The sequence below is a fragment of the Streptomyces sp. NPDC047981 genome (assembly GCF_040653315.1).
Lineage (GTDB): Bacteria > Actinomycetota > Actinomycetes > Streptomycetales > Streptomycetaceae > Streptomyces.
The window spans coordinates 21,222-43,496 of sequence record NZ_JBEZNQ010000003.1 but is presented as its reverse complement, the minus strand read 5'-3'; the positions used below and the strand labels follow the sequence as shown (position 1 = coordinate 43,496).

Sequence of the window (22,275 nt, the reverse complement as noted above, 5' to 3'; positions counted from 1 at the left end):
GGCCCCCGATGAACGCATCGCTCATCCTCGGAGCGGTCGCGCTGGTGATCGTCGCCTGGCTCGCGGCCTGCGCCGAGGCCGGCATCGCCCGCGTCTCCAGCTTCCGCGCCGCCGAGGCCGTACGGTCCGGGCGGCGCGGCGCGGAGAAGCTGGCGCAGGTCGCCGCCGACCCGACCCGCTACCTCAACGTGGCCCTGCTCGTCCGGGTCTCCTGCGAGATGGCGGCCGGGGTGCTCGTCACCTACGCGTGCCTGGAGGAGTTCCCCGAGACCTGGGAGGCGCTGCTCGTCGCGATGGCGGTCATGGTGCTCGTCTCGTACGTCGCCGTCGGCGTCTCGCCGCGCACCATCGGCCGGCAGCACCCGCTGAACACGGCGACGGCCTCCGCGTACGTCCTGCTGCCGCTGGCCCGGATCATGGGCCCGATCCCGCAGCTGCTCATCCTGATCGGCAACGCGCTCACCCCCGGCAAGGGTTTCCGCAAGGGCCCCTTCGCCTCCGAGGCCGAGCTGCGCGCCATGGTCGACCTGGCCGAGCAGGAGTCGCTGATCGAGGACGAGGAGCGCCGGATGGTGCACTCCGTCTTCGAGCTCGGCGACACGCTCGTACGGGAGGTCATGGTGCCGCGCACCGACCTCGTCTGCATCGAGCGGTACAAGACCGTCCGTCAGGCCCTCACCCTCGCGCTGCGCTCCGGCTTCTCCCGGATCCCGGTCACGGGCGAGAACGAGGACGACATCGTCGGCATGGTCTATCTGAAGGACCTGGTCCGCAAGACGCACATCAACCGCGACGCCGAGTCCGACCTGGTGTCGACGGCGATGCGTCCCGCCACCTTCGTGCCGGACACCAAGAACGCCGGCGACCTGCTGCGCGAGATGCAGCAGGAGCGCAACCATGTCGCCGTCGTGATCGACGAGTACGGCGGCACGGCCGGGATCGTCACCATCGAGGACATCCTGGAGGAGATCGTCGGCGAGATCACCGACGAGTACGACCGCGAGCTGCCGCCCGTCCAGGACCTGGGCGAGGGCAGCTACCGGGTCACCGCCCGGCTCGACATCGGCGACCTCGGCGAGCTGTACGGCTTCGGCCCGGACGAGTTCGACGACGAGGACGTGGAGACCGTCGGCGGACTGCTCGCCAAGGCGCTCGGCCGGGTCCCGATCGCCGGTGCCAAGGCGGTCGTGGAACTCCCCGACGGGCGCTCGCTGCGGCTGACCGCCGAGTCCCCCGCGGGCCGTCGGAACAAGATCGTGACCGTGCTCGTGGAGCCCGTGGCGGCCGACCCGGAAGGGACGCCGACCGATGACGCCTGACCAGCTGCGCGCCTTCTGCCTGGAGTTCAACGACGCGACGGAGGAGTTCCCCTTCGGGCCCGACACCTCCGTCTTCAAGGTCGCCGGGAAGATGTTCGCGCTGTCCTGGCTCGACGGCAGTCCGCTGCGGATCAACCTCAAGTGCGAGCCGGAGGAGGCGGTCCGGCTCCGCGAGGAGTACCCGGCGATCGCACCCGGTTACCACATGAACAAGCGCCACTGGAACACGGTGACCGTCGGCGAACTCCCGGACCGCATGGTCCGGGAGCTGGTCGAGGACAGCTACGACCTGGTGGTCGCGGGCCTCCCGAAGGCGGTACGGCTCCGCCTCGACCGGCCCTAGGCGCGCTTCCGCAGGCCCACGGCGACCAGCAGAGCCGCCGCGAGGACGATGGCCGCGTCGATCGCGAGGACCGTGCGCACCCCGTCGTAGAGGCTCGGTCCCGTCGTCGCGAGGACGCCGAGCAGGGGGATGCCGACGGTGATGCCGACCTGCTGGGTCGTCGTCACGAGCCCGGTCGCCAGGCCCTGCTCCGTGTCCGGCACGCCGGAGGTGACGGTCACGCCGTACGAGATGATCGCGGCCAGGTGGAACATGCTCGCCACCGAGACGCCGACGGTCGCGTAGACCGCGCCCGACTCCGTGCCGAGGCCCAGCAGGGCGGCCACGAAGACGCCCTGGCCGAGCAGCGAGACCGCCAGCGTGCGGCGGGCGCCGAACCGGCCGATGATCTTCGCGGCCGTCGATCCGGCGAGCACCGACAGGACGCCCTGCACGCCGAAGACCAGGCCGGTGCCGAAGGCCGACAGGCCCAGGGTCTCCTGGAGGTACAGGGTCAGCACGAAGACGACCGTGGACATCATCGAGAAGGTCACGAGCCCGCCCAGGTTGCCGAAGGCCACCGTCCTGCGGCGCAGCATCGGCAGCGAGACCAGCGGCGTCTCGTGCCGGGACTCGACCGCCACGAAGGCCGCGAGCAGCAGCACCCCGCCCACCAGCGTGACCAGGACGTCCGTCCCGCCGAAGCCGCGCTCGGCGGCCGTGGAGAGCGCGTAGATCACGGCGAGCAGTCCGCCGGTCACCGTCACCGCGCCCGGTACGTCGAGGCGCGGCCGCTCGGCGGTCCGCGACTCGCGCAGCACACCGGGGGCGAGCGGCAGCACGATCACGCTGAACAGCGCCAGCAGGGCCATCGTCGAGCGCCAGCCGAGGGTGTCGGTCATGACCCCGCCGAGGATCATGCCGACGGTGAAGCCGAGGGACATCAGCGTGCCGGAGATCCCGAGCGCCCGGGCCCGCTGCGGGCCCTCCGGGAAGGTCGTGGTCAGCAGGGACATGCCGGTGGGCACGATCGCCGCCGCGCCCAGGCCCTGGAGGGCCCGGCCGGCGAGGAAGGAGGCCGGGTCCCAGGCGAAGGTCGCGAGCAGCGAGGCCGCGCCGAAGAGCGCCAGGCCCGCGAGGAACAGCTTCTTGCGCCCGAACAGGTCGCCGATCCGCCCGAAGAGCAGCAGGAACCCGCCGGACGGCAGCGCGAAGGCGGTCACCGCCCACTGGAGCGCGGACGGGCTCATGCCGAGGTCGGCGCCGAGGACGGGCAGTGCCACGTTGAGGACGGAGAAGTCGAGCGCCACCATGAACTGGGCGGCGCACAGCACGAAGAGGACCAGCCGGGCGCGGCCGGTGAGGGCGGGTGGGGCCTGCGGAGCGGAGGTGCCGGTCGGGGAGTCGAGGGTCGTTGCCATGGACGACACCCTCGGCGCCGCGGAACAACCGTGGGGAGCGGGAACTTATCCTGTTGGTCGTACCACCAGGCATCCAGGGGGAGGAAGCGAGCCGTGGTCACAGCGGTCGAGAGCGGCGCCGCCAAGGCGCACCGACTGGGCGAGCTGCGCGAGTTCCTGATGAGCCGCCGGGCCCGGGTCAGCCCCGCCGAGGCCGGTCTGCCGGACGGCGGCGCCCGCCGCCGCACGCCGGGCCTGCGCCGCGAGGAGGTCGCCGTCCTCGCGGGCGTCGGCGTCTCCTGGTACCAGTGGCTTGAGCAGGGCCGGGACATCACGGTCTCCGCGCAGGTCCTCGACTCGGTCGCCCGGGTGCTGCGGCTCAGCCCGGCCGAGCGCCGCCATCTGTACGTCCTCGCCGCCCTCAACCCGCCCGCGCCCGAGGTCGATCCGGCGGCGCGGGACATGTGCGCGGGGCTGCGGCGGCTGATCGACGCGTGGATGCCGTTCCCGGCGCACATCATGGACGTGTACTGGAACGCGATCATGTACAATGAGTCGGCGTCGGTGGTCCTCGGCATGCGGCCCGAGACCTCGCAGAACTGCCTGATCTCCTTCTTCACCGACCCGCTCTACCGCTCCCGCGCCGCCGACTGGGAGCGCCTCGCACCGCAGATCGTCGCCCAGTTCCGGGCCGCCTGCTCGGACTGCCCCGACGACGAGGGCTTCCGCGCAGTGGTGGAGGAGGCGAAGGCGGCGAGCGCGGAGTTCGCGGCGCTGTGGGAGCGGCGGGACATCTCCCCGGGCGGCCAGCTCCACAAGCGGATCGGGCACCCGGTCGTCGGCGAACTCCACCTGGAGGCCACGCAGCTGCGGGTACCGGCCCGTCCGGACCTGACGATCGTCATGCACACCCCGCTGCCGCTCGCCGACACCCAGGCGAAGCTGGCCTGGCTGGTCTCCCCGGAGGGAAGGCGCGGCTCGATGTACCCGGTCGCGGGCTGAGGGTCCGGGAGGGAGGCTCGGGCCGGGTGCCGGAACCCGTTGGCCTGCGCCGTTGGAGCTGGGCTCCGCCCGGGAGGGCGCCGACCGGCGGAGGAGCCCGGCCCACAGGAACGTCACAGCCGCCGTATATCCTCCTGCCGTTCCGGCCGATCCCTCACTGGTGCCGGTCCCTCCGTTCCGCTCGCACCCACCAAAGGTTCCACCACCATGCGTACGCGCGTCCGCCACGGCCTGGCCGCGGCCCTCACCGTCTCCGCCCTCTCCCTCGTCGCCGCCTGCGGTGGCTCGGACGGCGCCAAGGGCACCGGCAAGGACAAGGCCGCCGACAAGCCGGCCGCCGAGCAGAGCACCTCGGCCGCCCCGTCGTCCGCCCCGGCCGCGACGCCGCTGACGGCCGCGCAGATGAAGGCCGCCGTCCTGGAGGCGAAGGACCTGCCGTCGGGCTGGAAGACCGCCAAGGCGGAGGAGGGCCCGACTCTCACCAAGGTCGACAAGCCCGAATGCCTGCCGATCGCGGGCCTGCTCTCGGAGAAGATCTCCGGCGCGACGCTCGGTGCCTCGGGCGACTTCGAGCGGGGCGGAGCCACGACGCTCAACCAGGAGGTCCTGGCCTTCGCGGGCACCGGTGCCACCGACTTCGTCACGAAGCTGGGCGCCGCCCTGGAGGCCTGCACCGAATTCGGTGCCACGGCGGAGGATATGAAGGTGCGTGCCACCGTCGCGAAGCTCACCGCTCCGCAGGGCGCCGAGCAGGCCCACGCCCTGCGGCTGAAGCTGAGCATCGCCGACTTCGGTTACGAGACGGAGGTGAACCTGCTGGTCGCCCGTCAGGGCACCGGTGTGATCAGGCTGGCGCACGACCCGGCCGCCGCCTCCGGCCACAAGGACTTCGACGCCCTCGGCAAGCTCGCCACCGACAAGTTCGTCAAGGGCGCCAAGAGCTGACCCCGTGCCCCGACCTATCCTCGGTCCATGACACTTCAGCCCGACCACGGCGACCTCGGCGCCGAGGACCTCAAGATCATCACGCTGGCGCGCAGCGCCCGCGCCCGTAACGGTGTGCCCGAGGGTGCGGCCGTACGGGACGAGACCGGCCGCACCTACGTGGCCGGGACCGTGGCCCTGGAGTCGCTCAAGCTGAGCGCCCTCCAGACCGCCGTGGCGATGGCCGTGGCCAGCGGGGCCCAGTCCCTGGAGGCCGCCGCCGTCGTCTCGAACGCGGAGGCGGCCTCGGACGAGGACCGCGCGGCCGTGCGCGACCTCGGCGGGCCCGAGACCCCGGTGCTGCTCGCCGGGCCGGACGGGCAGCTGCGCGCGGCGGTCACCGCGGGCTGAGGTCCACCCGCATCAGAAGGGGCCCGGCGGCGCGCCGGGCCCCCTTTGTGTGTTTGTGAAGAATCAACGAAACGTCTCTTGTCTTCCCCGGTCCGTTGCGCATCAATAGCAGCGACCGGTCCGACGGACCGTCAGATTCACGCCTTCACGCAGCGTCCGCACCCCTGCGTGCTTCATCGGGAAGGGGTACGACCATGAGAGGCAGCAACAGCGGCAGGTTAGGCATCGGCGCGGTCCTCGCGGGTGCGCTCGCGGTCACCGGGCTCGCCTTCGCCCCGGCCGCCGGCGCCGTGACGCCGGGCTCGGCCACGGCCACGTACGACTGCGGGATCTGGGGCGGCGGGCTCGCCACCCTGGCGGCCACGCAGAGCGGCACCGCCGCGACGATCACCCTCACATCGGCCGTCAAGACGCCGGTCGCGGTCGGGGCGGACACCATCAACGCCTCGCTGACGATGGCCAAGGGCGGCGGCGGCACCCGCGTGTTCACCGGCCAGAAGAACCCGGCCCTGGCGGCGAACCAGTCCGTCACCATCGGCCCGCTCAACGGGACCGTGGCCGCCGGCGACAGCCTCAACTCGTACTTCGCGGGCACCGCGCTCACGATGACGATCTTCGGCGTCACCGTCAACTGCGACGCGGTCACCTCGCAGTCGCCCGGCCCGTTCGTGTTCTAGCGCGCAACCGCTCCACCGTTCCCTCACCGGCGTCGCCGCAGGCGGCGCCGGTACCTGTGCTGCCCCGCGGGGTCGCGCCGGAACCCCTGTGACCAGGGGAAACGTCGATCTTGACACTATCTGATGGGTCATCAGTCGGTGCATTTCGATTCCATTGACTTCTCCTGGCCCGCAGCCGTCAATGGCGCCCTCTCATCCCTCAGGAGGGGGCACACACATGGCACTTTCGCCCATCCGGACCCGGACCCGAAGACGGCGCTGGACCGCCGCCCTCGGCGCCACGGCCCTGGTGCTCGCCGCGGGCGGCGCACTGGCGGCTCCGGCCGGCGCGCTCGGGCCCACCTCGCAGGAGGTGGAATTCCCCACCCGCTGCGTCCCGCCGCCGATCGCCGGCATCCCGCCCATCGAGGGCGTCACGAAGGCCCAGATCACGGTCGACAACGCCGCGCCCAAGGTCGGCGACACCGTCACGGTGACGTACACGATCACCAAGCCGGCCGCCTCGAACCCCGTCGACCTGGCGCTGCCCGCCGACATCATGACCCCGACCGGCAAGGTCGCCCTCGGCGGCGCCCAGTCCGGCGCGGTCACCGTCGCCGGGCCCAAGAAGAACCCGCCGGTCCCCGGCAAGGGCACGTTCCCGTCGTTCTCGATGACCGGCACCTTCACGGTCACCGCGCCGGGATCGATCACCCTCTCGCCCGGTGACTACAACATCCACACCAGCTACATCATGGAGCTGGACACCCCCTGCACGGTCCTCAACCCGCCCGCGCCCGTCTCCGAGACGGTCGTCGCCAGCGCGCAGCCGGGCGCCAACGAGCGGAGCGTCTCGCTCGACGCGGCCTCCGGCGCACCAGGGGTCCGGGTCACCGTGACCGGCGCCAAGTTCACCCCGCTCGCCGAGGTCACCGTCGTCGGCCGGGCAGGCGGGGCGGAGACGGCCGACAAGATGACCGTCACGACCGACAGCGAGGGCGGGTTCGCCGCCCGTCTGAAGGTCAATGACAAGGCAACCACCGGGATCGTGGCGTACGAGGGGGCGGCCTGGGACCCGGAGAAGGGTGCCGGACCGGCCGCGTACACCGTCGTCGACGACACCCCGCAGCCACCGAACAGCCAGAAGCTGACGGCGGCGGTCACGGCGGGCCAGCTGTCGATGACCCAGGCCGGTGACGCGGTCCAGCTGTCGTCCGTCGACTTCGGGCAGGGCGGCGCGGCGACCGGCGACCTGAAGACGGTGACGGTCAAGGACTTCCGCGGCGGCCCCGCGGGCTGGTCCCTGACCGGCAAGGTCACCGACTTCACCGGCCCCGGCGGCTCCATCGGCGCCGGCGCGCTCAGCTGGACCCCGGCCTGCACCACCAAGGCCGGCAGCCCGAGCACCTGCGTACCCGGCTCGGCGGGCGCGGTCGGCAGCGGCGGGGCGACCCTCGCCTCGACCCCGAACGGCACGCTCACCGGCGGTGAGTTCACCGTCGACGCCAAGGTCTCCCTCGACGTCCCGGCGTTCACCGCGCCCGGTTCGTACGCGGGCGTCCTGACGCTGACGCTCAGCTGATCGGCAGTACGACCACGGCGGGCCGGGCGCGCACCCGGTCGGCCCGCTCCGAACCACGGGAGGTCTCCGCACCGTGCACAGCAAGCTGTACGTCCTTCTCCTCGTGACGGCGCTCACGCTGATCGGCGCGGTGGCCGCCCCCGCAGCCCGGGCCGCCGAGAACGGCGAGTGGGCGGTCTACCCGGCCGCCTCCCAGCTCGGCAGCCGGCCGTACTTCTACCTCTCCGCCGACCCCGGCACGACCCTGAAGGACCAGGTCACCGTCGCCAACAAGACCGGGGCCCCGCTGACCTTCCGGCTCTACGGAGCCGACGCCTACAACACCGAGCGGGACGGCGGCTTCGCCGTCCGCACCAGCCAGGAGAAGCAGACCGGCGCCGGAGCCTGGATCAAGCCCGAGCGGAGCCGTGTCACCGTGCCGCCCCGCTCCGCGGTCACCGTGCCCTACACCCTGACCGTCCCCGAGGACGCCGAGCCGGGCGACCACCCCGGCGCCGTCGTCGCCCTCGACGAGCGGATCGAGGCGGGCACCGGCTCCGTCGCCGTCGGTGTCCAGCGGGCGGTCGGGGCCCGGGTCTACCTCCGGGTGAACGGCCCGACCGTCCCTGCGCTCGCCGTCGAGGACGTCACCCTCGACCAGGACCGGCCGCTGGTGCCCGGCGCGGGCACGTCCACCGCCGTCGTCTCGTACACCCTCCACAACCGCGGGAACGTGACGCTCAACCCCAAGGTGGCCCTGCGCGCCGAGGGGGTCTTCGGCCGCACCCTGCTCGCCCGCGACCTGGCGAAGATCCCCTCCGAGCTGCTGCCCCGGCAGAAGATCCGGCTGAGCGAGCGGTGGACGGGCGCGCCGCAGTTCGACTGGGGCGAGGTGACGCTCACGGCCACCGCCAAGGACGTGCGGGAGTCCGGACGGGCCTCCTTCCTCGCGCTGCCGTGGCTGGCGGCCGGCGTGGTGCTCGTCGGCGGCGCGGTGGCGCTGATCGCGCTGCGGGTGCGGCGGGTCCAGGCGGGCCGGGCGGGCTCCGCGGCGGACTGAGGAGGCGCCGAGGTACGTCAGCGGCCGGGGATCGGGGAGAATGGCCCCCATGAGCGCTCGTAACCAAGAATCCGAAGCCGTCCACCGGGCCGGCTTCGCCTGCTTCGTCGGCCGCCCCAACGCGGGCAAGTCCACCCTCACGAACGCTCTGGTCGGCCAGAAGGTGGCGATCACCTCCAACCGGCCGCAGACCACCCGGCACACCGTCCGCGGCATCGTGCACCGCCCGGACGCGCAGCTGATCCTGGTGGACACGCCCGGCCTCCACAAGCCGCGCACGCTCCTCGGCGAGCGGCTGAACGACGTCGTGCGCACGACGTGGGCCGAGGTCGACGTGATCGGCTTCTGCCTGCCCGCCGACCAGAAGCTCGGCCCCGGCGACCGCTTCATCGCCAAGGAGCTGGCCGGGATCAAGAAGACCCCGAAGGTCGCGATCATCACCAAGACCGACCTCGTCGACTCCAAGACGCTGGCCGAGCAGCTCATCGCCGTCGACCAGCTCGGCAAGGAGCTGGGCTTCGAATGGCGCGAGATCGTGCCGGTCTCGGCCGTCGGTGACAAGCAGGTCCAGCTCGTGGCCGACCTGCTGATCCCGCTCCTCCCGGAGTCCCCGCCGCTCTACCCGGAGGGCGACCTCACGGACGAGCCGGAGATGGTGATGGTCGCCGAGCTGATCCGCGAGGCCGCGCTGGAAGGCGTACGGGACGAGCTGCCGCACTCGATCGCGGTGGTCGTCGAGGAGATGATCCCCCGCGAGGACCGCCCGGCGGACAAGCCGCTCCTGGACATCCACGCGAACGTCTACATCGAGCGCCCCAGCCAGAAGGGGATCATCATCGGCCCGAAGGGCAGCCGCCTGAAGGAGGTCGGGATGAAGTCCCGCAAGCACATCGAGGCACTGCTCGGGACCCCGGTCTTCCTCGACCTCCACGTGAAGGTCGCGAAGGACTGGCAGCGGGATCCCAAGCAGCTCAGGAAGCTCGGCTTCTAGGGCACTGAGGGGCCCGAGGGGGCCGAGGCCCCCGGGGCCGTCAGTTCCACAGGGCGGAGAAGCCCAGGCGGAACCGTTCCGTCGTCGCGTCGACGGCGGCACTGTTGCCCGCCGCCTCGGCCTCGGCCGGGGTCAGCGCCCGCGCGAAGAGCCGGACCTCGTCCAGCGCGCCCGCGAAGTGCTCCATGCCGTCCGGACGGGACCCGACACGGAGGACCGGCGGGTCGGCCGGGGTGATCGCGCCGCTCGCGTCCGCGCCGGCGGCGGAGACGCCGGTCGCCGTGCCGTCCACGGAGAGCCGCAGCTGCTTGCCTTCGCGGGTGAGGACGGCGAGGTGCCAGGAGCCGTCGTTGTACGCGCCGGGCACCGTCACGTCGACGGCGTCGCGACCCGCGCCGGTGTCCACCAGACCGTGGATCCGCCCGTTGCCGGGCTCCGCCCGCAGCCAGAACTGCGGCGCGTCAGGACCCTGGCCGTAGGCCCACAGGATCGGGTGCGCGCCGCTCGTCGCGGAGTAGCGGAACCACGCGGTGAGGGTGAAGTCGGCCGCGCCGATCTGGAGGTCCGGCGAGCAGGACGTGGTCTGCAGCTGGTCGTCCACCCCGTCGAGCGCGAGTGCCTTGCCCGCGCCGCGCGAGGTCTGCACCGGCCCGCCCTGGACGGCGGGGGAGTCGCGGTGGTCGCCCGCGGAGTCGGTGGTCCGCTGCTCGCGCACCACGGTCTCCTGGGCCTTCAGCTGGCCGTCCGTGAAGGAGGAGAACCGGATGAAGCGGCCGTGCGGGTAGCTCAGGGCCGACTCGTAGACCATCCCGACCGTGCCGGGCGCCAGGAGGGTCAGGTCGGAGTAGCCGGCGAAACCGGGCGCGACGACCGTGCCGGTGCCGGACCAGGTCCGGCCCTCGTCGGTGGTGGAGCGGATCGTGAGGTCCTTCCGGTCCGCCACGGTGCTGCCCGTGCTGGAGGAGCCGGAGTACAGGATGCGGTTGCCCGCGTCACCGGTGTCCGTGGCGTTCAGGCGCAGCAGCGAGCCGAAGACCGGCGGCGAGTCGAGATCCCCCACCGGCTCGAAGCCGCGGGTGAAGGAGTTGCCGCCGTCGGTCGACTCCGCGTCGAGCCGCCGCTCGTTGTAGCCGCAGGCGAGCCGGTCGCGCGCGTTGAAGAGCAGCGACCCGTCGGTCCGCTCGACGAGGGCGACCTCGCCCGGCTGCTGGGGGACGGCCGTGCTGCCCGCGGGGGCGACGGCGGGCGTGTCGGTGTACGCGCCCAAGGTCCAGTTCTGGCCGCCGTCGTCGCTGACGTACAGCTGCGCGCCGGCGCGCAGATTGTCCTTGTTCTTGTGGTCGCCGGTGACGACGAGCCGCCCCTTGTGCGCGCCACGGGTCAGCTGGATGCCGTGGCCGGGACCGACGGAGACCCAGCCCCACTCGGGCTTCATGTACGTGGGCAGCTGCCGGGGCTCGCCCCAGGTGGTGCCGCCGTCCTCGCTGTTGACGACGCGCACGGTGCGGTTGCCGCGGTCGTGCACCTTCGACGAGGCGTACACCAGGGAGACGCGTCCGGAGGCGGTGTCGACGACGGGCGACGGGTTCCCGTTGGCGAAGTCGTCGGTGGCGCCGACGACGACCTTGGCCGCCGGATCCCAGCTCTGGCCGTTGTTCGTCGACCGCTTCACGAGGATGTCGACGTGCGTGTCGTCGGTGCAGTCGTCGACCCGGCCCTCGGCGAACGCGAGGAGGTCACCGGAGACCGTCCTGACGACCGAGGGTATGCGGAAGCAGGCGTAGCCGGCGTCGACGCCGATGTCGAACGGCGTCGAGACCTTGGGGTTGATGGCCGGTTCGGCCGCGGAGGCCGGTGAGGGGGCGAGCGCACCGGCGGCGAGGAGGGTGAGCGCGAACGCGCTCAGCACCCCGCGGCGGGCGGCCCGTGACAGAAGATGATCAATATGCACGGGCTGTATGTTCGCACGAATGCCCCGATGGTGAGGGGGAGTTGTCCGCGCGAGGAATCGACGATAACTGGAGGTCAGCGCTCCGGAGGAGCCCTACGCCCCCTCCTTCAGCACCCTCTCGATCAGCGCCCGCTGCGCCTCCGTCAGCCGCGGATCGCAGCAGCGCACCGTCTCGCCGTCGACGGTGATCTCGTACGAGAACCCGTCCGGCCCGCCCCGGACGTCACCGTCCCCCTCCCGGACGACGGTGGCGGCCAGCGCGGCCCACTCCCCGGCGTCCGGCCGGCCGGAGGTGTCCACCTCGGCCGACCGCTCGATCCCCGCGAAACCACCGGTGCGCCGTACTCGAATACGCATGACGCAGGTCTATCAGTCCGTCGCCACGCCCACCGCCGCCCACGCCTTCAGGACCGCCTGGATCTCCGCCCCGTCGCCGTACCGCGCCTTCGCCGCCGCCACCGTGGCCGCCGCGAACTCGGTGAAGCGGGTCTCGGGAGTGAGCGTGCCGCCCGTCATCACGTCGTACCAGATCTGGCCGGCGCGCTCCCAGGCGCGGCCGCCCAGTTCCGTCGCCGCCAGGTAGAAGGCGTGGTTCGGGATGCCCGAGTTGATGTGGACGCCGCCGTTGTCCCTGCTGGTGCGGACGTAGTCGTCCATGTGGCCCGGCTGGGGGTCCTTGCCGAGGACGTCGTCGTCGTAGGCCGTGCCGGGGGCCTTCATGGAGCGCAGGGCCGTGCCCTGGACGTTCGGGTGGAAGAGGCCCTCGCCGATCAGCCAGTCCGCCTCGTCCGCGCTCTGGCCGAGGCCGTACTGCTTCACCAGGGCGCCGAAGACGTCGGAGACGGACTCGTTGAGCGCGCCGGACTGGCTGAAGTACTCCAGGTTCGCCGTGTACTGCGTGAAGCCGTGCGCCAGCTCGTGGCCGATCACGTCCACGGGGAGGGTGAAGTCGAGGAAGATCTCGTCGTCACCGTCGCCGAACACCATCTGCTCGCCGTTCCAGAACGCGTTGCCGTAGTTGCGGTCGTAGTGGACGGTCGCGAGCAGGGGCAGTCCCGCGCCGTCGATGGAGTCCCGGTCGAAGGCCTTCAGGAAGAGGTCGAAGGTGGCGCCGAGCCCCGCGTACGCGCGGTTGACGGTGGCGTCCCCCGTCGCCTCCTGGCCCTCCTCGCGGACCGTGACACCGGGCAGCTCCGTGGCGCCCTGGGCGTCGAAGATCGTCCGCTTGGGGCGGGCGGGTCCGGCGCTCGGCGCGACCGCCGTCGGCGCCGCCGGGAGGGCCAGGGCGCGGTTCGTGCGGTTCGCCGCGTCGGCGACGAGGGTGCGCCGGGCGACGGCCGCGACGGCCGGGTTCGCGGAGGCGGCCAGGTGCTCCAGGAGGTGGGGCGGCACGATCGTGCAGAAGACAGAAGTCATCCCAGCAATGTGGCACTGGGTCACGCCAGTGTCACTAGGGGCGACCATGATCCGCGAAATGGAGTGATACGTCACCTTTTCGTATTGACAGTCCGGCCGTCCCGCATACTGAAACAGGAGGTCCGCGCTCCACGGACCTGGGCTAGGCTGCGGCACATCATGCGTTTCGGGCTGCTTCTCCTTAGCTGCCGCGGCGAGGGCCTGTAGTCGTAGGCCGACCCCCTCCCCGCGGGACCTGGTGTTGCGTTCGACAGTCGGCCGTCCCTCTTCTGGACCCCGAGGAGCCCTACGCAATGTCCCAGCCTGTCGGCCGCCCCACGCCCATCACCAACGCCACCCAGACGCAGAAGCCGTCCGGGATGCCGATCCACAAGTACGGCCGCTACGAAGCCGTCCACATCCCCGATCGCACCTGGCCCGAGCAGCGCGTCACCAAGGCCCCCCGCTGGCTGTCGACCGACCTGCGCGACGGCAACCAGGCCCTGATCGACCCGATGAGCCCCGCCCGCAAGCGCGAGATGTTCGACCTGCTGGTGCGCATGGGTTACAAGGAGATCGAGGTCGGCTTCCCGTCCTCCGGCGACACCGACTTCAACTTCGTGCGCTCCATCATCGAAGAGGGCGCGATCCCGGACGACGTCACCATCTCCGTACTGACCCAGGCCCGCGAGGACCTGATCGAGCGGACCGTGGAGTCCCTGGTCGGCGCCAGGCGCGCCACCGTCCACCTGTACAACGCCACCGCGCCCACCTTCCGCCGGGTCGTCTTCCGCGGCTCGAAGGAGGACATCAAGCAGATCGCCGTCGACGGCACGCGGCTGGTCATGGAGTACGCGGACAAGCTGCTGGGCGACGAGACCGTCTTCGGCTACCAGTACAGCCCCGAGATCTTCACCGACACCGAGCTGGACTTCGCCCTGGAGGTCTGCGAGGCGGTCTGTGACGTCTGGCAGCCCGAGGAGGGGCGCGAGATCATCCTCAACCTGCCCGCCACCGTGGAGCGTTCGACGCCGTCCACGCACGCGGACCGGTTCGAGTGGATGTCCCGCAACCTGACCCGCCGGGAGTACGTCTGCCTGTCCGTCCACCCGCACAACGACCGCGGTACGGCGGTGGCGGCGGCCGAGCTGGCCATCATGGCCGGCGCCGACCGCATCGAGGGCTGCCTGTTCGGGCAGGGCGAGCGGACCGGCAACGTCGACCTGGTGACGCTGGGCATGAACCTGTTCTCGCAGGGCGTGGACCCGCAGATCGACTTCTCGCAGATCGACGAGATCCGCCGCACCAGCGAGTACTGCAACCAGATGGAGGTCCACCCGCGCCACCCCTACGCGGGCGACCTGGTCTACACCGCCTTCTCCGGCTCCCACCAGGACGCCATCAAGAAGGGCTTCGACGCCATGGAGGCCGACGCGGCCGCCCAGGGCAGGACCGTGGACGAGATCGAGTGGGCGGTCCCGTACCTGCCCATCGACCCCAAGGACGTCGGCCGCTCCTACGAGGCCGTCATCCGGGTCAACTCGCAGTCCGGCAAGGGCGGTATCGCGTACGTCCTGAAGAACGACCACAAGCTGGACCTGCCGCGCCGGATGCAGATCGAGTTCTCGAAGATCATCCAGCAGAAGACGGACAGCGAGGGCGGCGAGGTCACCCCGGCCGCGATCTGGTCGGTCTTCCAGGACGAGTACCTGCCGAACCCGGACAACGCCTGGGGCCGCATCCAGCTGCGCTCCGGTCAGTCCACCTCGGACACCGACGGCACCGACACCCTGACCGTCGAGGCGGTCGTGGACGGAGTCGACACCGTCCTGAGCGGCTCCGGCAACGGTCCGATCTCCGCGTTCATCGACGCCCTGGCGGCGGCCGGCGTGGACGCCCGGGTCCTGGACTACCAGGAGCACACGATGAGCGAGGGCGCCTCCGCGCAGGCCGCCTCGTACATCGAGTGCGCCATCGACGGCCAGGTCCTGTGGGGCATCGGCATCGACGCCAACACCACGCGCGCCTCGCTGAAGGCCGTCGTCTCGGCGGTCAACCGCTCCGCGCGCTGACCGCGTGTCGGCCGCGCCGAAAGCCCGGCTGTGATCTGGGTCACCCCTTCAGGTTGACTTAAGGAAGATCGGTCGGCAGTGCCTGAATTACCCGTATGTGCGGGCAGTTGACGCCACATCAGGGAGTGCCGGAAGGTTCGGCTCGTCCACTCGGACGCCCCCCTTCCGCACTCCCTGACCTGGAGTTCCGTCATGCGTACGCCCGCTGCCGCGGCCGCCGTCCTCGCGGTCACCGGCACCGCCCTCCTCTGGGCCCCGGCCGCCTCCGCCGCCCCGACGGCCGCCCTGTCGTGCGCCCCCCTCGGTGTCGCCGGCGGCTACGCCGAGTTCGTCGAGAAGGACTCCACGCGCTTCTCCGACTCCGAGGGCGCGGTCGCGGTCGGCGGGGACGCGCGCTTCGGCGACGCCGCCACGGGCCAGGGCTTCTCCGTCGGCTCCCGGCTCTCCGACGCCGACCTCGCGAAGCTCCCGGGCGGCCACAGCCTCGTCGTCGGCGGCACCCTCCACGCCAACCAGGTCGTCGTGTCCAAGGGCAGCGCCGTCTACGGACGCCTTCAGGACCGCTCCAGCGCCGACTTCGCCGTCGACGGACGGCACGGGCCCGGCGCCTCCCCGGTCGACTTCGGCAAGGAGTTCGCCGCGCTGCGGAACCTCTCGTCCGGCTGGGCCGCCGTCACGCCGAACGGCACCGTCGCCGTGCCCCAGGGCTCCCACGGGCTGCTCCTGGCCGGCACCGACAAGGAGCTCAACGTCTTCGCTGTCGCCGCGGGCGACCTCGAGAAGGCCGCCGAGATCTCGATCAAGGTCCCGGCCGGCGCCACGACCCTCGTCAACGTGATCGGCGGCTCGTACGACATGGGCGCCACCCCCACGTACGGCGTGAACCTCTGGGACGAGACCGCGGGCCGTTTCGTCCAGGACGACTACGCGGCCGGCAGCGCGGCCTTCAAGCAGGTCCGCTCCGCGCTGCTGTGGAACTTCCCGCAGGCCGAGAGCGTGAAGAAGAACTACACCTCCTGGCCCGGCACGATCCTCGCGCCCCGCGCCACGGTGGAGCTGGGCGGCAAGGGCGTCGGCCCCGGCCACGTCAACGGCGCGGTCGTCGCCGAGGAGCTGCTCTCCGTCCCCGGCGCCGAGACCCACCAGATGACGTTCACCGGCTGCCTGCCCAAGGCCGCCGAGCCGGGCGAGCCCGTCACCCCCGAGAAGCCGAAGCCGACGCCGACCGTCGTCCCCGAGCAGCCCGAGCCCGAGGAGCCGAAGTCCGAGCAGCCCGGCGGTACGGAGCCGGGGGCGCCGTCCGCGTCCCCTTCGACGCCCGCGGAGAGCGCCGCCCCCGGGACGCCCGCGCCCGCCCCGACCACCCCTGAGGGTGATCTCGCCAGTACCGGATCCGCGTTCGGACCGGGTGTCGTGGGGGTGGCGATCGCCACCGTGGCCCTGGGCGGTGGATTCGTCGCGTACTCGGTGCGCAGGCGGCGCGGGCGGCTCTCCTGACGGTGTCGCGTCTCGGCCAAGTCGGTGGCGATCTGCTGACGGGGTGCTGACGCCACATCAAGGATGTGGCTAACATCACTCCCCACGTCGGCAAAGTCGCCGGTTCGTCAAGGGAGGTGCGGCGTGCTGTCTGCCCGAGAGTCACGTGGACGAAAAGTAATTCTCTGCGGCATTCGTACCTCCTGGAACACCATCGGGGACGGCGAGTTCTTCTGCGAGGAGTGCGGCGGCGACCGCAACTACCGCCGCAGGACCGGACGCCGGCGGTTCGCCGTCCTCGGCGTGCCGCTGCTGCCCCGGGGCCACGCCGGGCCGGTGATCGAATGCGCGGGCTGTCACACGCACTTCGGCACCGACGCGCTCGACCACCCCACGACCAGCCGTTTCGCGGCGATGCTCCGCGACGCCGTGCACACGGTCGCCCTCGCCGTGCTCGCGGCGGGCGGCACCGAGTCCCGTACGGCCGTCGACACCGCCGTCGCGGCGGTCCGCTCCGCCGGGTACGACGAGTGCACCGGAGTCCAGCTCACCGACCTGGTCGAGGCGCTCGCCGCCGACACCGGCCGGTTCCTGCCGGACGCCGACTGCGGGGGCGCGGCCCTCGCCATCGAGCTGCACGAGGCCCTGGAGCCGCTCGCCCCGCACCTGGCCTTCTCCGGGCGGGAATCGATCCTGCTCCAGGGCGCGCGGATCGCGCTCGCCGACGGGGCGTACACCCCGTCGGAGCGGGACGTCCTGAACACCGTCGGCAACGCGCTCGCGCTCTGCGCGGACGACACGGCACGTCTCCTCGCGACGGCCCGGACGCTGCTCTGAGGACCTGAGGACCTGAGGACCTGAGGGCCTGAGGGCCGCTCACGGCTCGATGTTGTGGTTGAGGCGGAAGAGGTTGCCGGGGTCGTAGCGGCGCTTGACCGTCCGCAACCGGTCGTAGTTCTGCCGGTAGTTGGCCCGTACGCGGTCCTGGTCGTCGGTGTCCATGAAGTTGACGTAGCCGGCCTCCTGCGTGTGCGGCCGCAGCGCCTCGTCGTAGGCCCGGGTCCAGGCGATGTTCGCCTCGTTGTCGGCGGGGTCGGTGTGGGTCGTGCCGAACGCGGCGGAGAAGCTCGCGTCCCGGTAGGCGAAGGCGCTCTCCTCGGGGCCGACGCGGTGGCAGGCGCCGTCGATCGGGAAGATCGCCGTGTCGCTCTCCATCGAGGGCAGGGTCGCGCCGTAGCGGACGTGGACGTCGATGGCGCCGTCCGAGAGATCGCGGCTGAAGTTCCCCTTCCAGTAGTGGTAGAGCCCGGGCGGCAGGTCCTCGTCGAAGAGCGTGTTGACCACCGGATACGGCATCCGCTCCACGAAGCGGCCGACGACGGGACCCAGCTCGTCGAGGAGCGCGAGCACCTTCCCGTCCTCCTCGGGCGGGCCGCTGAAGCAGGTCACGAGGCCGCAGACCGGGCGGCCGTGCCAGCGCTCCGGCAGGAACGGCATGTCGGGGCCGAGCACCATGACGAAGATCGTGTTCAGCTCCTCGGGTGAGCCGGCGACGAGATCACGCCAGTTCCGGGCCACGTCCGCGTCGAGCGGGTAGAAGACCACGCCGCCCAGGACGTCGTCGACCGGGTGCAGCCGGTAGACGAACGAGGTGACGACGCCGAAGTTCCCTCCGCCGCCGCGCAGCGCCCAGAACAGGTCGGGGTGCCGTTCGGCGTCGCAGGTGACGAGGGTGCCGTCGGCGGTCACGACATCGGCCTCCACGAGGTTGTCGCAGCTCAGGCCGTAGCGGCGGGCGAGATTGCCCATCCCGCCGCCGAGGGTGAGCCCGGCGATGCCGGTGGTGGAGACGACTCCGCCGGTGGTGGCCAGGCCGAAGGCGTGCGTGGCGTGGTTGAAGTCGCCCCAGGTGCAGCCGCCCTCGGCGCGGGCGGTACGGGCCGCGGGGTCGACGCGCACCGCGCGCATCGGGGACAGGTCGACGACGAGCCCGTCGTCGACGGTCCCGTACCCGGCGACCGCGTGCGCGCCGCCCCGGACCGCGAGCGGCAGCCCGTGGTCCCGGGCGAAGAGGACGCCGGCGATCACGTCGCCCGCGTCCGCGGCCCGGACGACGACGGCGGGTCGCCGGTCGTGGATGGCGTTGTAGACCTTGCGGGCCTCGTCGTAGTCCGGGTCGCCGGGCACGACGACCTCGCCGCGGACGGCACCGCGCAGGGTGTCGAGGGCTTCGAGGCCTTCGAGGGGGAGGGGCGCGGGGTGGGGGGTGTCGGGGAGCGTGGTGAGGGGGTCGGTGGTGTCCATGCACCCGTTCTAGGCCGGGTGCGCGGGCGCGGGCATCGCCCGAACCACCCACATCGCGCGCCGCGCGGACATGGGCGAAACGGCCCATGCGGGGGCGGGCGGCGTCGTCCCGTCGACGGGATCGTCACCCGTTCGCCCCAACCGGCGTGACCGCGACGCCGGGCCGGGGTTCTGGGAGGCAGGTCCCCGCACCCACTCGGCTTTGGGATGTGCCGTGCCCCGGTTCAGTGTCATCGTGCCCGCGTATCGCGTCCAGGAGTACCTCCGGGACAGTCTGGACTCCGTCCTCGGCCAGTCGTTCACCGACTTCGAACTGATCGCCGTCGACGACCGGTCCCCGGACGCGTGCGGCGAGATCATCGACCGGTACGCGGCCCGAGATCCCCGCGTCACCGCCGTCCACCTGCCCCGCAACGTAGGCCTGGGCCGGGCCCGTAACGCCGGACTGGCCCTCGCCACCGGCGACTACGTCCTCTTCCTCGACAGCGACGACCGGCTCACCCCCGGCTCGCTCCAGGCCGTCGCCGACCGGCTGGAGGCGACCGGCTCCCCCGAGATCCTGGTCTACGACTTCGCGCTCACCTATCCGGACGGCGAGAAGGTCCGCAACGAACGGGCGGCGCACCTGGCGGAGCGGGGTCCGGGCACCTTCCGCGTCTCCGAGCGGCCCGGACTCCTCACCGTGCTCATGGTGGCGTGGAACAAGGCGTACCGGCGGGACTACGTCGAGCGGCTCGGGCTGCGCTTCCCTCCCGGCCTGTACGAGGACACCCCCTGGGGCTACCAGGCCCTGCTGTCGGCCCACTCCATCGCGGTGCTCGACCGGGTGTGCGTGGACTATCTGCAGGCCCGGCCGGGCTCGATCCTCTCCACGCCCTCGCCCCGCCACCTGGACATCATCGACCAGTACGACCGGGTGTTCGCCTTCCTCGAAGGACGGGCGGAGTTCGACCGCTGGCGGCCGGGGCTCTACCGGAAGATCGCGAACCACTACACGCGGCTGTACTTCGACTCGGGCCGGCTGCCCCACGAGCGGCGGGCCGAGTTCTTCCGCCGCGCCCGCGCCCAGCTGCGCCGCCATCACGTCCGCGGCGAGCCGGTGGCCCCGGGACCGCGCGTGCGGCACGCGCTGATGCGCTACGGCACCCCCTCCCTCCTGCTCACCGTCACCAGGCTGTGGGCAGCTGTCCGAGCGGCCCGGACCGCGGTCCGGGCCCTGAGGAGACACCTCGGCGGCCCGTCGGTACCTGCGCGCATCCCCGCGCAACGGCGCCTCCCGCCGCGTACCGGCCCCCTGGCGTCCCCCGCCGGATCAGACCTTCCGCGCGAGGAGGACACTCACGGCACGGGTGGCGGCTCGCCCGTCGGCGCGGGGACCGGGGCGGGAGCGGACGGCGGGGAGTGGGGCGGGGCGGGAGCGGACGGCGGGGAGCGGGGCGGGGACGCGGGCGGGACCAGGTCGTGGGCGAAGGCGTAGGCCGAGGCGGCGGTGCGGGAGGTCACGTCGAGCTTGGCGAAGATGTTGTTCAGGTGGCGGGCGACCGTGTGCTCGCTGATGACCAGGGCCTGGGCGATCTCCCGGTTCGTGCCGCCCGACGCGACCAGCCGCAGCACCTCGGCCTCGCGGGCCGTCAGGCCGCCGGGCAGCGTCTGGCGCCGCCGCCGCGTCAGCAGGGCCGCCGCGCGACGCGCGTCGGGCACGGCGCCCAGCCGGTCGAAGGCCGCACGGGCCGCCTCCAGCTCCAGGCGGGCCGCCTCCTCGTCCCCGGCGGCCCGGTCGGCGGCGGCCAGCAGCATCCGTACCTGCGCCGCCTCGTACGGCACCCGCAGCTCCAGCCAGCCCGCGAGGGCGCTGCGCAGCGGCAACAGGGCCGGTCCGTGCCCGGCGAGCGCGAGGGCGCCGCGTGCGGTGTCGGCCATGGCGGTCAGGAGCGGCGCGCCCCCGGCCCCGGCGAGCCCCTCCAGCTCCACGACCGCCGCCTCGGCGCCCGCCACGTCCCCGACGGCCAGCGCGACCTCCACCATGGCGGCCAGCAGCCTGGCCCGGCCCAGGAGCCCGTGGTGCGGGTCGCAGGCCAGGGCGAGCCGCAGACCGGCCACGGCCGCGTCGGCCTTGCCCTGCGCCAGCCGTAGCAGCGCGAGGCCGGGCTGCGGGACCCTGCCCAGCTCATGGGCGTGCGCGTACGCGCGGGCGGCGGCGTCCAGGCGCCCCTGGCGGCGCCGGATCTCCCCGGCCTCGTAGTACGCCTCGGCGGCCACGTCCAGGCTGTCCACCATCACCTCGCCGCACACCCGCCCGGCCTCGTCCTCGGCGAGCGTCCACGCCCCGAGGAGGTCCAGCACCTCGACGTGGTGGATCCGGCACAGGCCCCGGAAGGGGTTGTCCGTGAAGGAGCCCGCGCCGGGCGCCGGCTCGGGGGCCGACGCCGGTGGTCCGGCGCTCCCCGGCGCGGGCGTTCCCGCGCCTTCCGGCTCCGGCGGCCGGACGTGCCGGGACCACGGCACCTCGCACCAGCTCATCGCCGCGTCCGTCCACTCCACCGCACGGGCGAGGTCGGCCGCCTCCATGCACTGGCTGAGCGCCAGGCAGAAGAGGAAACCGGTGTACATGCCGCTCAGCTCGCCCGCCAGGACCGCGACCATCGCGTCGTCGAGGAGGGCCATGCCCTCCTCCCGGCGCCCCTCGGCCAGCAGCACCGCCGCCTCGGTCGTCCGGCCCAGGGCCATCAGACCCGGGTCGCCCGACGCGGTGGCGAGCCGCGTCATCCGGCGTGCGGCGGCGAGAGCGGCGGCCGGGTCCCCGCGCTGCTGGGCCTCCTCCGCGTCCGTCCAGGCGAGGAAGCACTGCTCGGGGCAGTCCGGCTCGCGCTCCAGGTGGTGCCGTGACCGGTGCAGCCAGCCCGCCGCGGCCGCCGGGCGGCCGAGGCACTGGTACTCGAAGTGCAGCCACCAGGCCACGGCCCCCGCGCCCCGGTGGTCGCCCGCCGCCCCGTACGCCGCGTGCGCCCGCAGCCGCGCGGCCACCGACTCGTCCACGTGGCCCGTCCACCAGGCCGCGTCGGCGAGCAGGTCCAGATCCTCGGGGGCAAGGGCCGCGGAGGGGTGCCGGTCGGACTCGCGCAGCAGGACGTACGCCTCGGCCCACGCGTCCCGGGCCGCCGCGTCCCGCGCCCGCTCGACCGCGGGGGCCTCTTCGACGGGGACGGCCATCGCCGCTCACTTCCCTTCCGGCCGTGCCGGTCCTTCCAGAATATGAGCGCCCGGCGCGTACGGCCTCCGCTTACTCCCGGCTTACTCCCGGGGGAGTACGCGGGCCTCCGCACCACCCCTGGCAGTAGCCCTCAACTCGGCCGTCAGCGCGACGAATCCAGGTCGGGGCGACGGGAATCTGGGATCGACCGGACGACACATCCGACCGACTCGTCCGACCG

18 protein-coding genes and 1 pseudogene are annotated in these 22,275 nt (G+C 72.5%); 13 read left to right on the top strand and 6 right to left on the bottom strand.

Annotation, left to right across the window (positions count from 1 at the left end; genetic code table 11):
* Positions 1 to 8: 8 nt before the first annotated feature.
* Both AB0E14_RS03005 and AB0E14_RS03000 read left to right on the top strand, forming a co-directional pair.
* Positions 9 to 1,319, top strand: coding sequence for a hemolysin family protein (locus tag AB0E14_RS03005; protein WP_362410975.1), 1,311 nt, complete (start codon positions 9 to 11; stop codon positions 1,317 to 1,319).
* Positions 1,309 to 1,662: an MmcQ/YjbR family DNA-binding protein gene (locus tag AB0E14_RS03000; protein WP_362410972.1), complete on the top strand. Its 354-nt coding sequence runs from the start codon at positions 1,309 to 1,311 to the stop codon at positions 1,660 to 1,662. The genes AB0E14_RS03005 and AB0E14_RS03000 overlap by 11 nt, the downstream gene beginning before the upstream one ends.
* Here the strand turns inward: AB0E14_RS03000 and AB0E14_RS02995 are convergent.
* Entirely contained in the window at positions 1,659 to 3,062 is a 1,404-nt protein-coding gene (locus tag AB0E14_RS02995) for an MFS transporter (RefSeq protein ID WP_362410969.1), read from the bottom strand. The two genes, AB0E14_RS03000 and AB0E14_RS02995, sit on opposite strands and share 4 nt — an antisense overlap.
* Before the next feature lie 93 nt (positions 3,063 to 3,155).
* Here AB0E14_RS02995 and AB0E14_RS02990 point away from each other — a divergent pair, with 93 nt between their 5' ends.
* The 7 genes from AB0E14_RS02990 (at position 3,156) to era (ending at position 9,646) form a co-directional block, all read left to right on the top strand.
* Positions 3,156 to 4,043: a helix-turn-helix transcriptional regulator gene (locus AB0E14_RS02990; RefSeq protein ID WP_362410966.1), complete on the top strand. Its 888-nt coding sequence runs from the start codon at positions 3,156 to 3,158 to the stop codon at positions 4,041 to 4,043.
* A 207-nt stretch (positions 4,044 to 4,250) separates the two neighbouring features.
* Entirely contained in the window at positions 4,251 to 4,988 is a 738-nt protein-coding gene (locus AB0E14_RS02985; RefSeq protein WP_362410963.1) for a hypothetical protein, read from the top strand.
* Positions 4,989 to 5,015: 27 nt separating this feature from the next.
* Positions 5,016 to 5,378: a cytidine deaminase gene (locus tag AB0E14_RS02980; RefSeq protein ID WP_362410959.1), complete on the top strand. Its 363-nt coding sequence runs from the start codon at positions 5,016 to 5,018 to the stop codon at positions 5,376 to 5,378.
* A gap of 194 nt (positions 5,379 to 5,572) precedes the next feature.
* A complete protein-coding gene (locus tag AB0E14_RS02975; RefSeq protein ID WP_362410956.1) occupies positions 5,573 to 6,055 on the top strand; it encodes a hypothetical protein in 483 nt (160 codons plus the stop codon).
* A gap of 217 nt (positions 6,056 to 6,272) precedes the next feature.
* A complete protein-coding gene (locus tag AB0E14_RS02970) occupies positions 6,273 to 7,616 on the top strand; it encodes a beta-xylosidase (protein WP_362410953.1) in 1,344 nt (447 codons plus the stop codon).
* Between the two features lie 73 nt (positions 7,617 to 7,689).
* Complete coding sequence (locus AB0E14_RS02965) at positions 7,690 to 8,655, top strand: DUF916 domain-containing protein (protein ID WP_362410951.1); 966 nt, start codon at positions 7,690 to 7,692, stop codon at positions 8,653 to 8,655.
* A 49-nt stretch (positions 8,656 to 8,704) separates the two neighbouring features.
* On the top strand, positions 8,705 to 9,646 hold the full coding sequence (gene era, locus AB0E14_RS02960; RefSeq protein WP_362410948.1) for a GTPase Era: 942 nt from the start codon (positions 8,705 to 8,707) through the stop codon (positions 9,644 to 9,646).
* 40 nt (positions 9,647 to 9,686) lie between these two features.
* Here the strand turns inward: era and AB0E14_RS02955 are convergent, their stop codons facing one another.
* The 3 genes from AB0E14_RS02955 to AB0E14_RS02945 all read right to left on the bottom strand — a co-directional run bounded on the left by AB0E14_RS02955 (position 9,687) and on the right by AB0E14_RS02945 (position 13,013).
* The gene (locus AB0E14_RS02955; protein WP_362410945.1) at positions 9,687 to 11,597 is read right to left on the bottom strand and encodes a sialidase family protein; all 1,911 of its coding nucleotides are present in this window, start codon (positions 11,595 to 11,597) and stop codon (positions 9,687 to 9,689) included.
* Positions 11,598 to 11,690: 93 nt separating this feature from the next.
* Positions 11,691 to 11,954: a protealysin inhibitor emfourin gene (locus AB0E14_RS02950; RefSeq protein ID WP_362410942.1), complete on the bottom strand. Its 264-nt coding sequence runs from the start codon at positions 11,952 to 11,954 to the stop codon at positions 11,691 to 11,693.
* 12 nt (positions 11,955 to 11,966) lie between these two features.
* Positions 11,967 to 13,013 (bottom strand): M4 family metallopeptidase, encoded by a 1,047-nt coding sequence (locus tag AB0E14_RS02945; RefSeq protein ID WP_362410939.1) that lies wholly within the window; start codon positions 13,011 to 13,013, stop codon positions 11,967 to 11,969.
* Positions 13,014 to 13,306: 293 nt separating this feature from the next.
* Here AB0E14_RS02945 and leuA point away from each other — a divergent pair, with 293 nt between their 5' ends.
* From leuA to AB0E14_RS02930, 3 genes are all read left to right on the top strand, one after another.
* Positions 13,307 to 15,064, top strand: coding sequence for a 2-isopropylmalate synthase (gene leuA, locus AB0E14_RS02940; RefSeq protein ID WP_362410936.1), 1,758 nt, complete (start codon positions 13,307 to 13,309; stop codon positions 15,062 to 15,064).
* A 192-nt stretch (positions 15,065 to 15,256) separates the two neighbouring features.
* Complete coding sequence (locus AB0E14_RS02935) at positions 15,257 to 16,561, top strand: choice-of-anchor A family protein (RefSeq protein WP_362410933.1); 1,305 nt, start codon at positions 15,257 to 15,259, stop codon at positions 16,559 to 16,561.
* 123 nt (positions 16,562 to 16,684) lie between these two features.
* Entirely contained in the window at positions 16,685 to 17,377 is a 693-nt protein-coding gene (locus AB0E14_RS02930) for a TerB family tellurite resistance protein (protein WP_362410930.1), read from the top strand.
* A gap of 39 nt (positions 17,378 to 17,416) precedes the next feature.
* Here the strand turns inward: AB0E14_RS02930 and AB0E14_RS02925 are convergent, their stop codons facing one another.
* Entirely contained in the window at positions 17,417 to 18,844 is a 1,428-nt protein-coding gene (locus AB0E14_RS02925; RefSeq protein WP_362410927.1) for an FAD-binding oxidoreductase, read from the bottom strand.
* A 214-nt stretch (positions 18,845 to 19,058) separates the two neighbouring features.
* Here AB0E14_RS02925 and AB0E14_RS02920 point away from each other — a divergent pair.
* Positions 19,059 to 19,925, top strand: a pseudogene (locus tag AB0E14_RS02920) (glycosyltransferase family 2 protein); the annotation flags it as partial.
* Between the two features lie 257 nt (positions 19,926 to 20,182).
* Here the strand turns inward: AB0E14_RS02920 and AB0E14_RS02915 are convergent.
* On the bottom strand, positions 20,183 to 22,054 hold the full coding sequence (locus tag AB0E14_RS02915) for a LuxR C-terminal-related transcriptional regulator (protein WP_362410924.1): 1,872 nt from the start codon (positions 22,052 to 22,054) through the stop codon (positions 20,183 to 20,185).
* Between the last annotated feature and the right edge of the window lie 221 nt (positions 22,055 to 22,275).

What these genes read in the sequence shown, in the direction of transcription:
- AB0E14_RS03005 (WP_362410975.1), top strand. Translation starts at nt 9, where the DNA reads ATGAACGCATCGCTCATCCTCGGAGCGGTCGCGCTGGTGATCGTCGCC.
- AB0E14_RS03000 (WP_362410972.1), top strand. Translation starts at nt 1,309, where the DNA reads ATGACGCCTGACCAGCTGCGCGCCTTCTGCCTGGAGTTCAACGACGCG.
- AB0E14_RS02995 (WP_362410969.1), bottom strand. Translation starts at nt 3,062, where the DNA reads ATGGCAACGACCCTCGACTCCCCGACCGGCACCTCCGCTCCGCAGGCC.
- AB0E14_RS02985 (WP_362410963.1), top strand. Translation starts at nt 4,251, where the DNA reads ATGCGTACGCGCGTCCGCCACGGCCTGGCCGCGGCCCTCACCGTCTCC.
- AB0E14_RS02980 (WP_362410959.1), top strand. Translation starts at nt 5,016, where the DNA reads ATGACACTTCAGCCCGACCACGGCGACCTCGGCGCCGAGGACCTCAAG.
- AB0E14_RS02975 (WP_362410956.1), top strand. Translation starts at nt 5,573, where the DNA reads ATGAGAGGCAGCAACAGCGGCAGGTTAGGCATCGGCGCGGTCCTCGCG.
- AB0E14_RS02970 (WP_362410953.1), top strand. Translation starts at nt 6,273, where the DNA reads ATGGCACTTTCGCCCATCCGGACCCGGACCCGAAGACGGCGCTGGACC.
- era (WP_362410948.1), top strand. Translation starts at nt 8,705, where the DNA reads ATGAGCGCTCGTAACCAAGAATCCGAAGCCGTCCACCGGGCCGGCTTC.
- AB0E14_RS02950 (WP_362410942.1), bottom strand. Translation starts at nt 11,954, where the DNA reads ATGCGTATTCGAGTACGGCGCACCGGTGGTTTCGCGGGGATCGAGCGG.
- AB0E14_RS02945 (WP_362410939.1), bottom strand. Translation starts at nt 13,013, where the DNA reads ATGACTTCTGTCTTCTGCACGATCGTGCCGCCCCACCTCCTGGAGCAC.
- leuA (WP_362410936.1), top strand. Translation starts at nt 13,307, where the DNA reads ATGTCCCAGCCTGTCGGCCGCCCCACGCCCATCACCAACGCCACCCAG.
- AB0E14_RS02935 (WP_362410933.1), top strand. Translation starts at nt 15,257, where the DNA reads ATGCGTACGCCCGCTGCCGCGGCCGCCGTCCTCGCGGTCACCGGCACC.
- AB0E14_RS02925 (WP_362410927.1), bottom strand. Translation starts at nt 18,844, where the DNA reads ATGGACACCACCGACCCCCTCACCACGCTCCCCGACACCCCCCACCCC.
- AB0E14_RS02915 (WP_362410924.1), bottom strand. Translation starts at nt 22,054, where the DNA reads ATGGCCGTCCCCGTCGAAGAGGCCCCCGCGGTCGAGCGGGCGCGGGAC.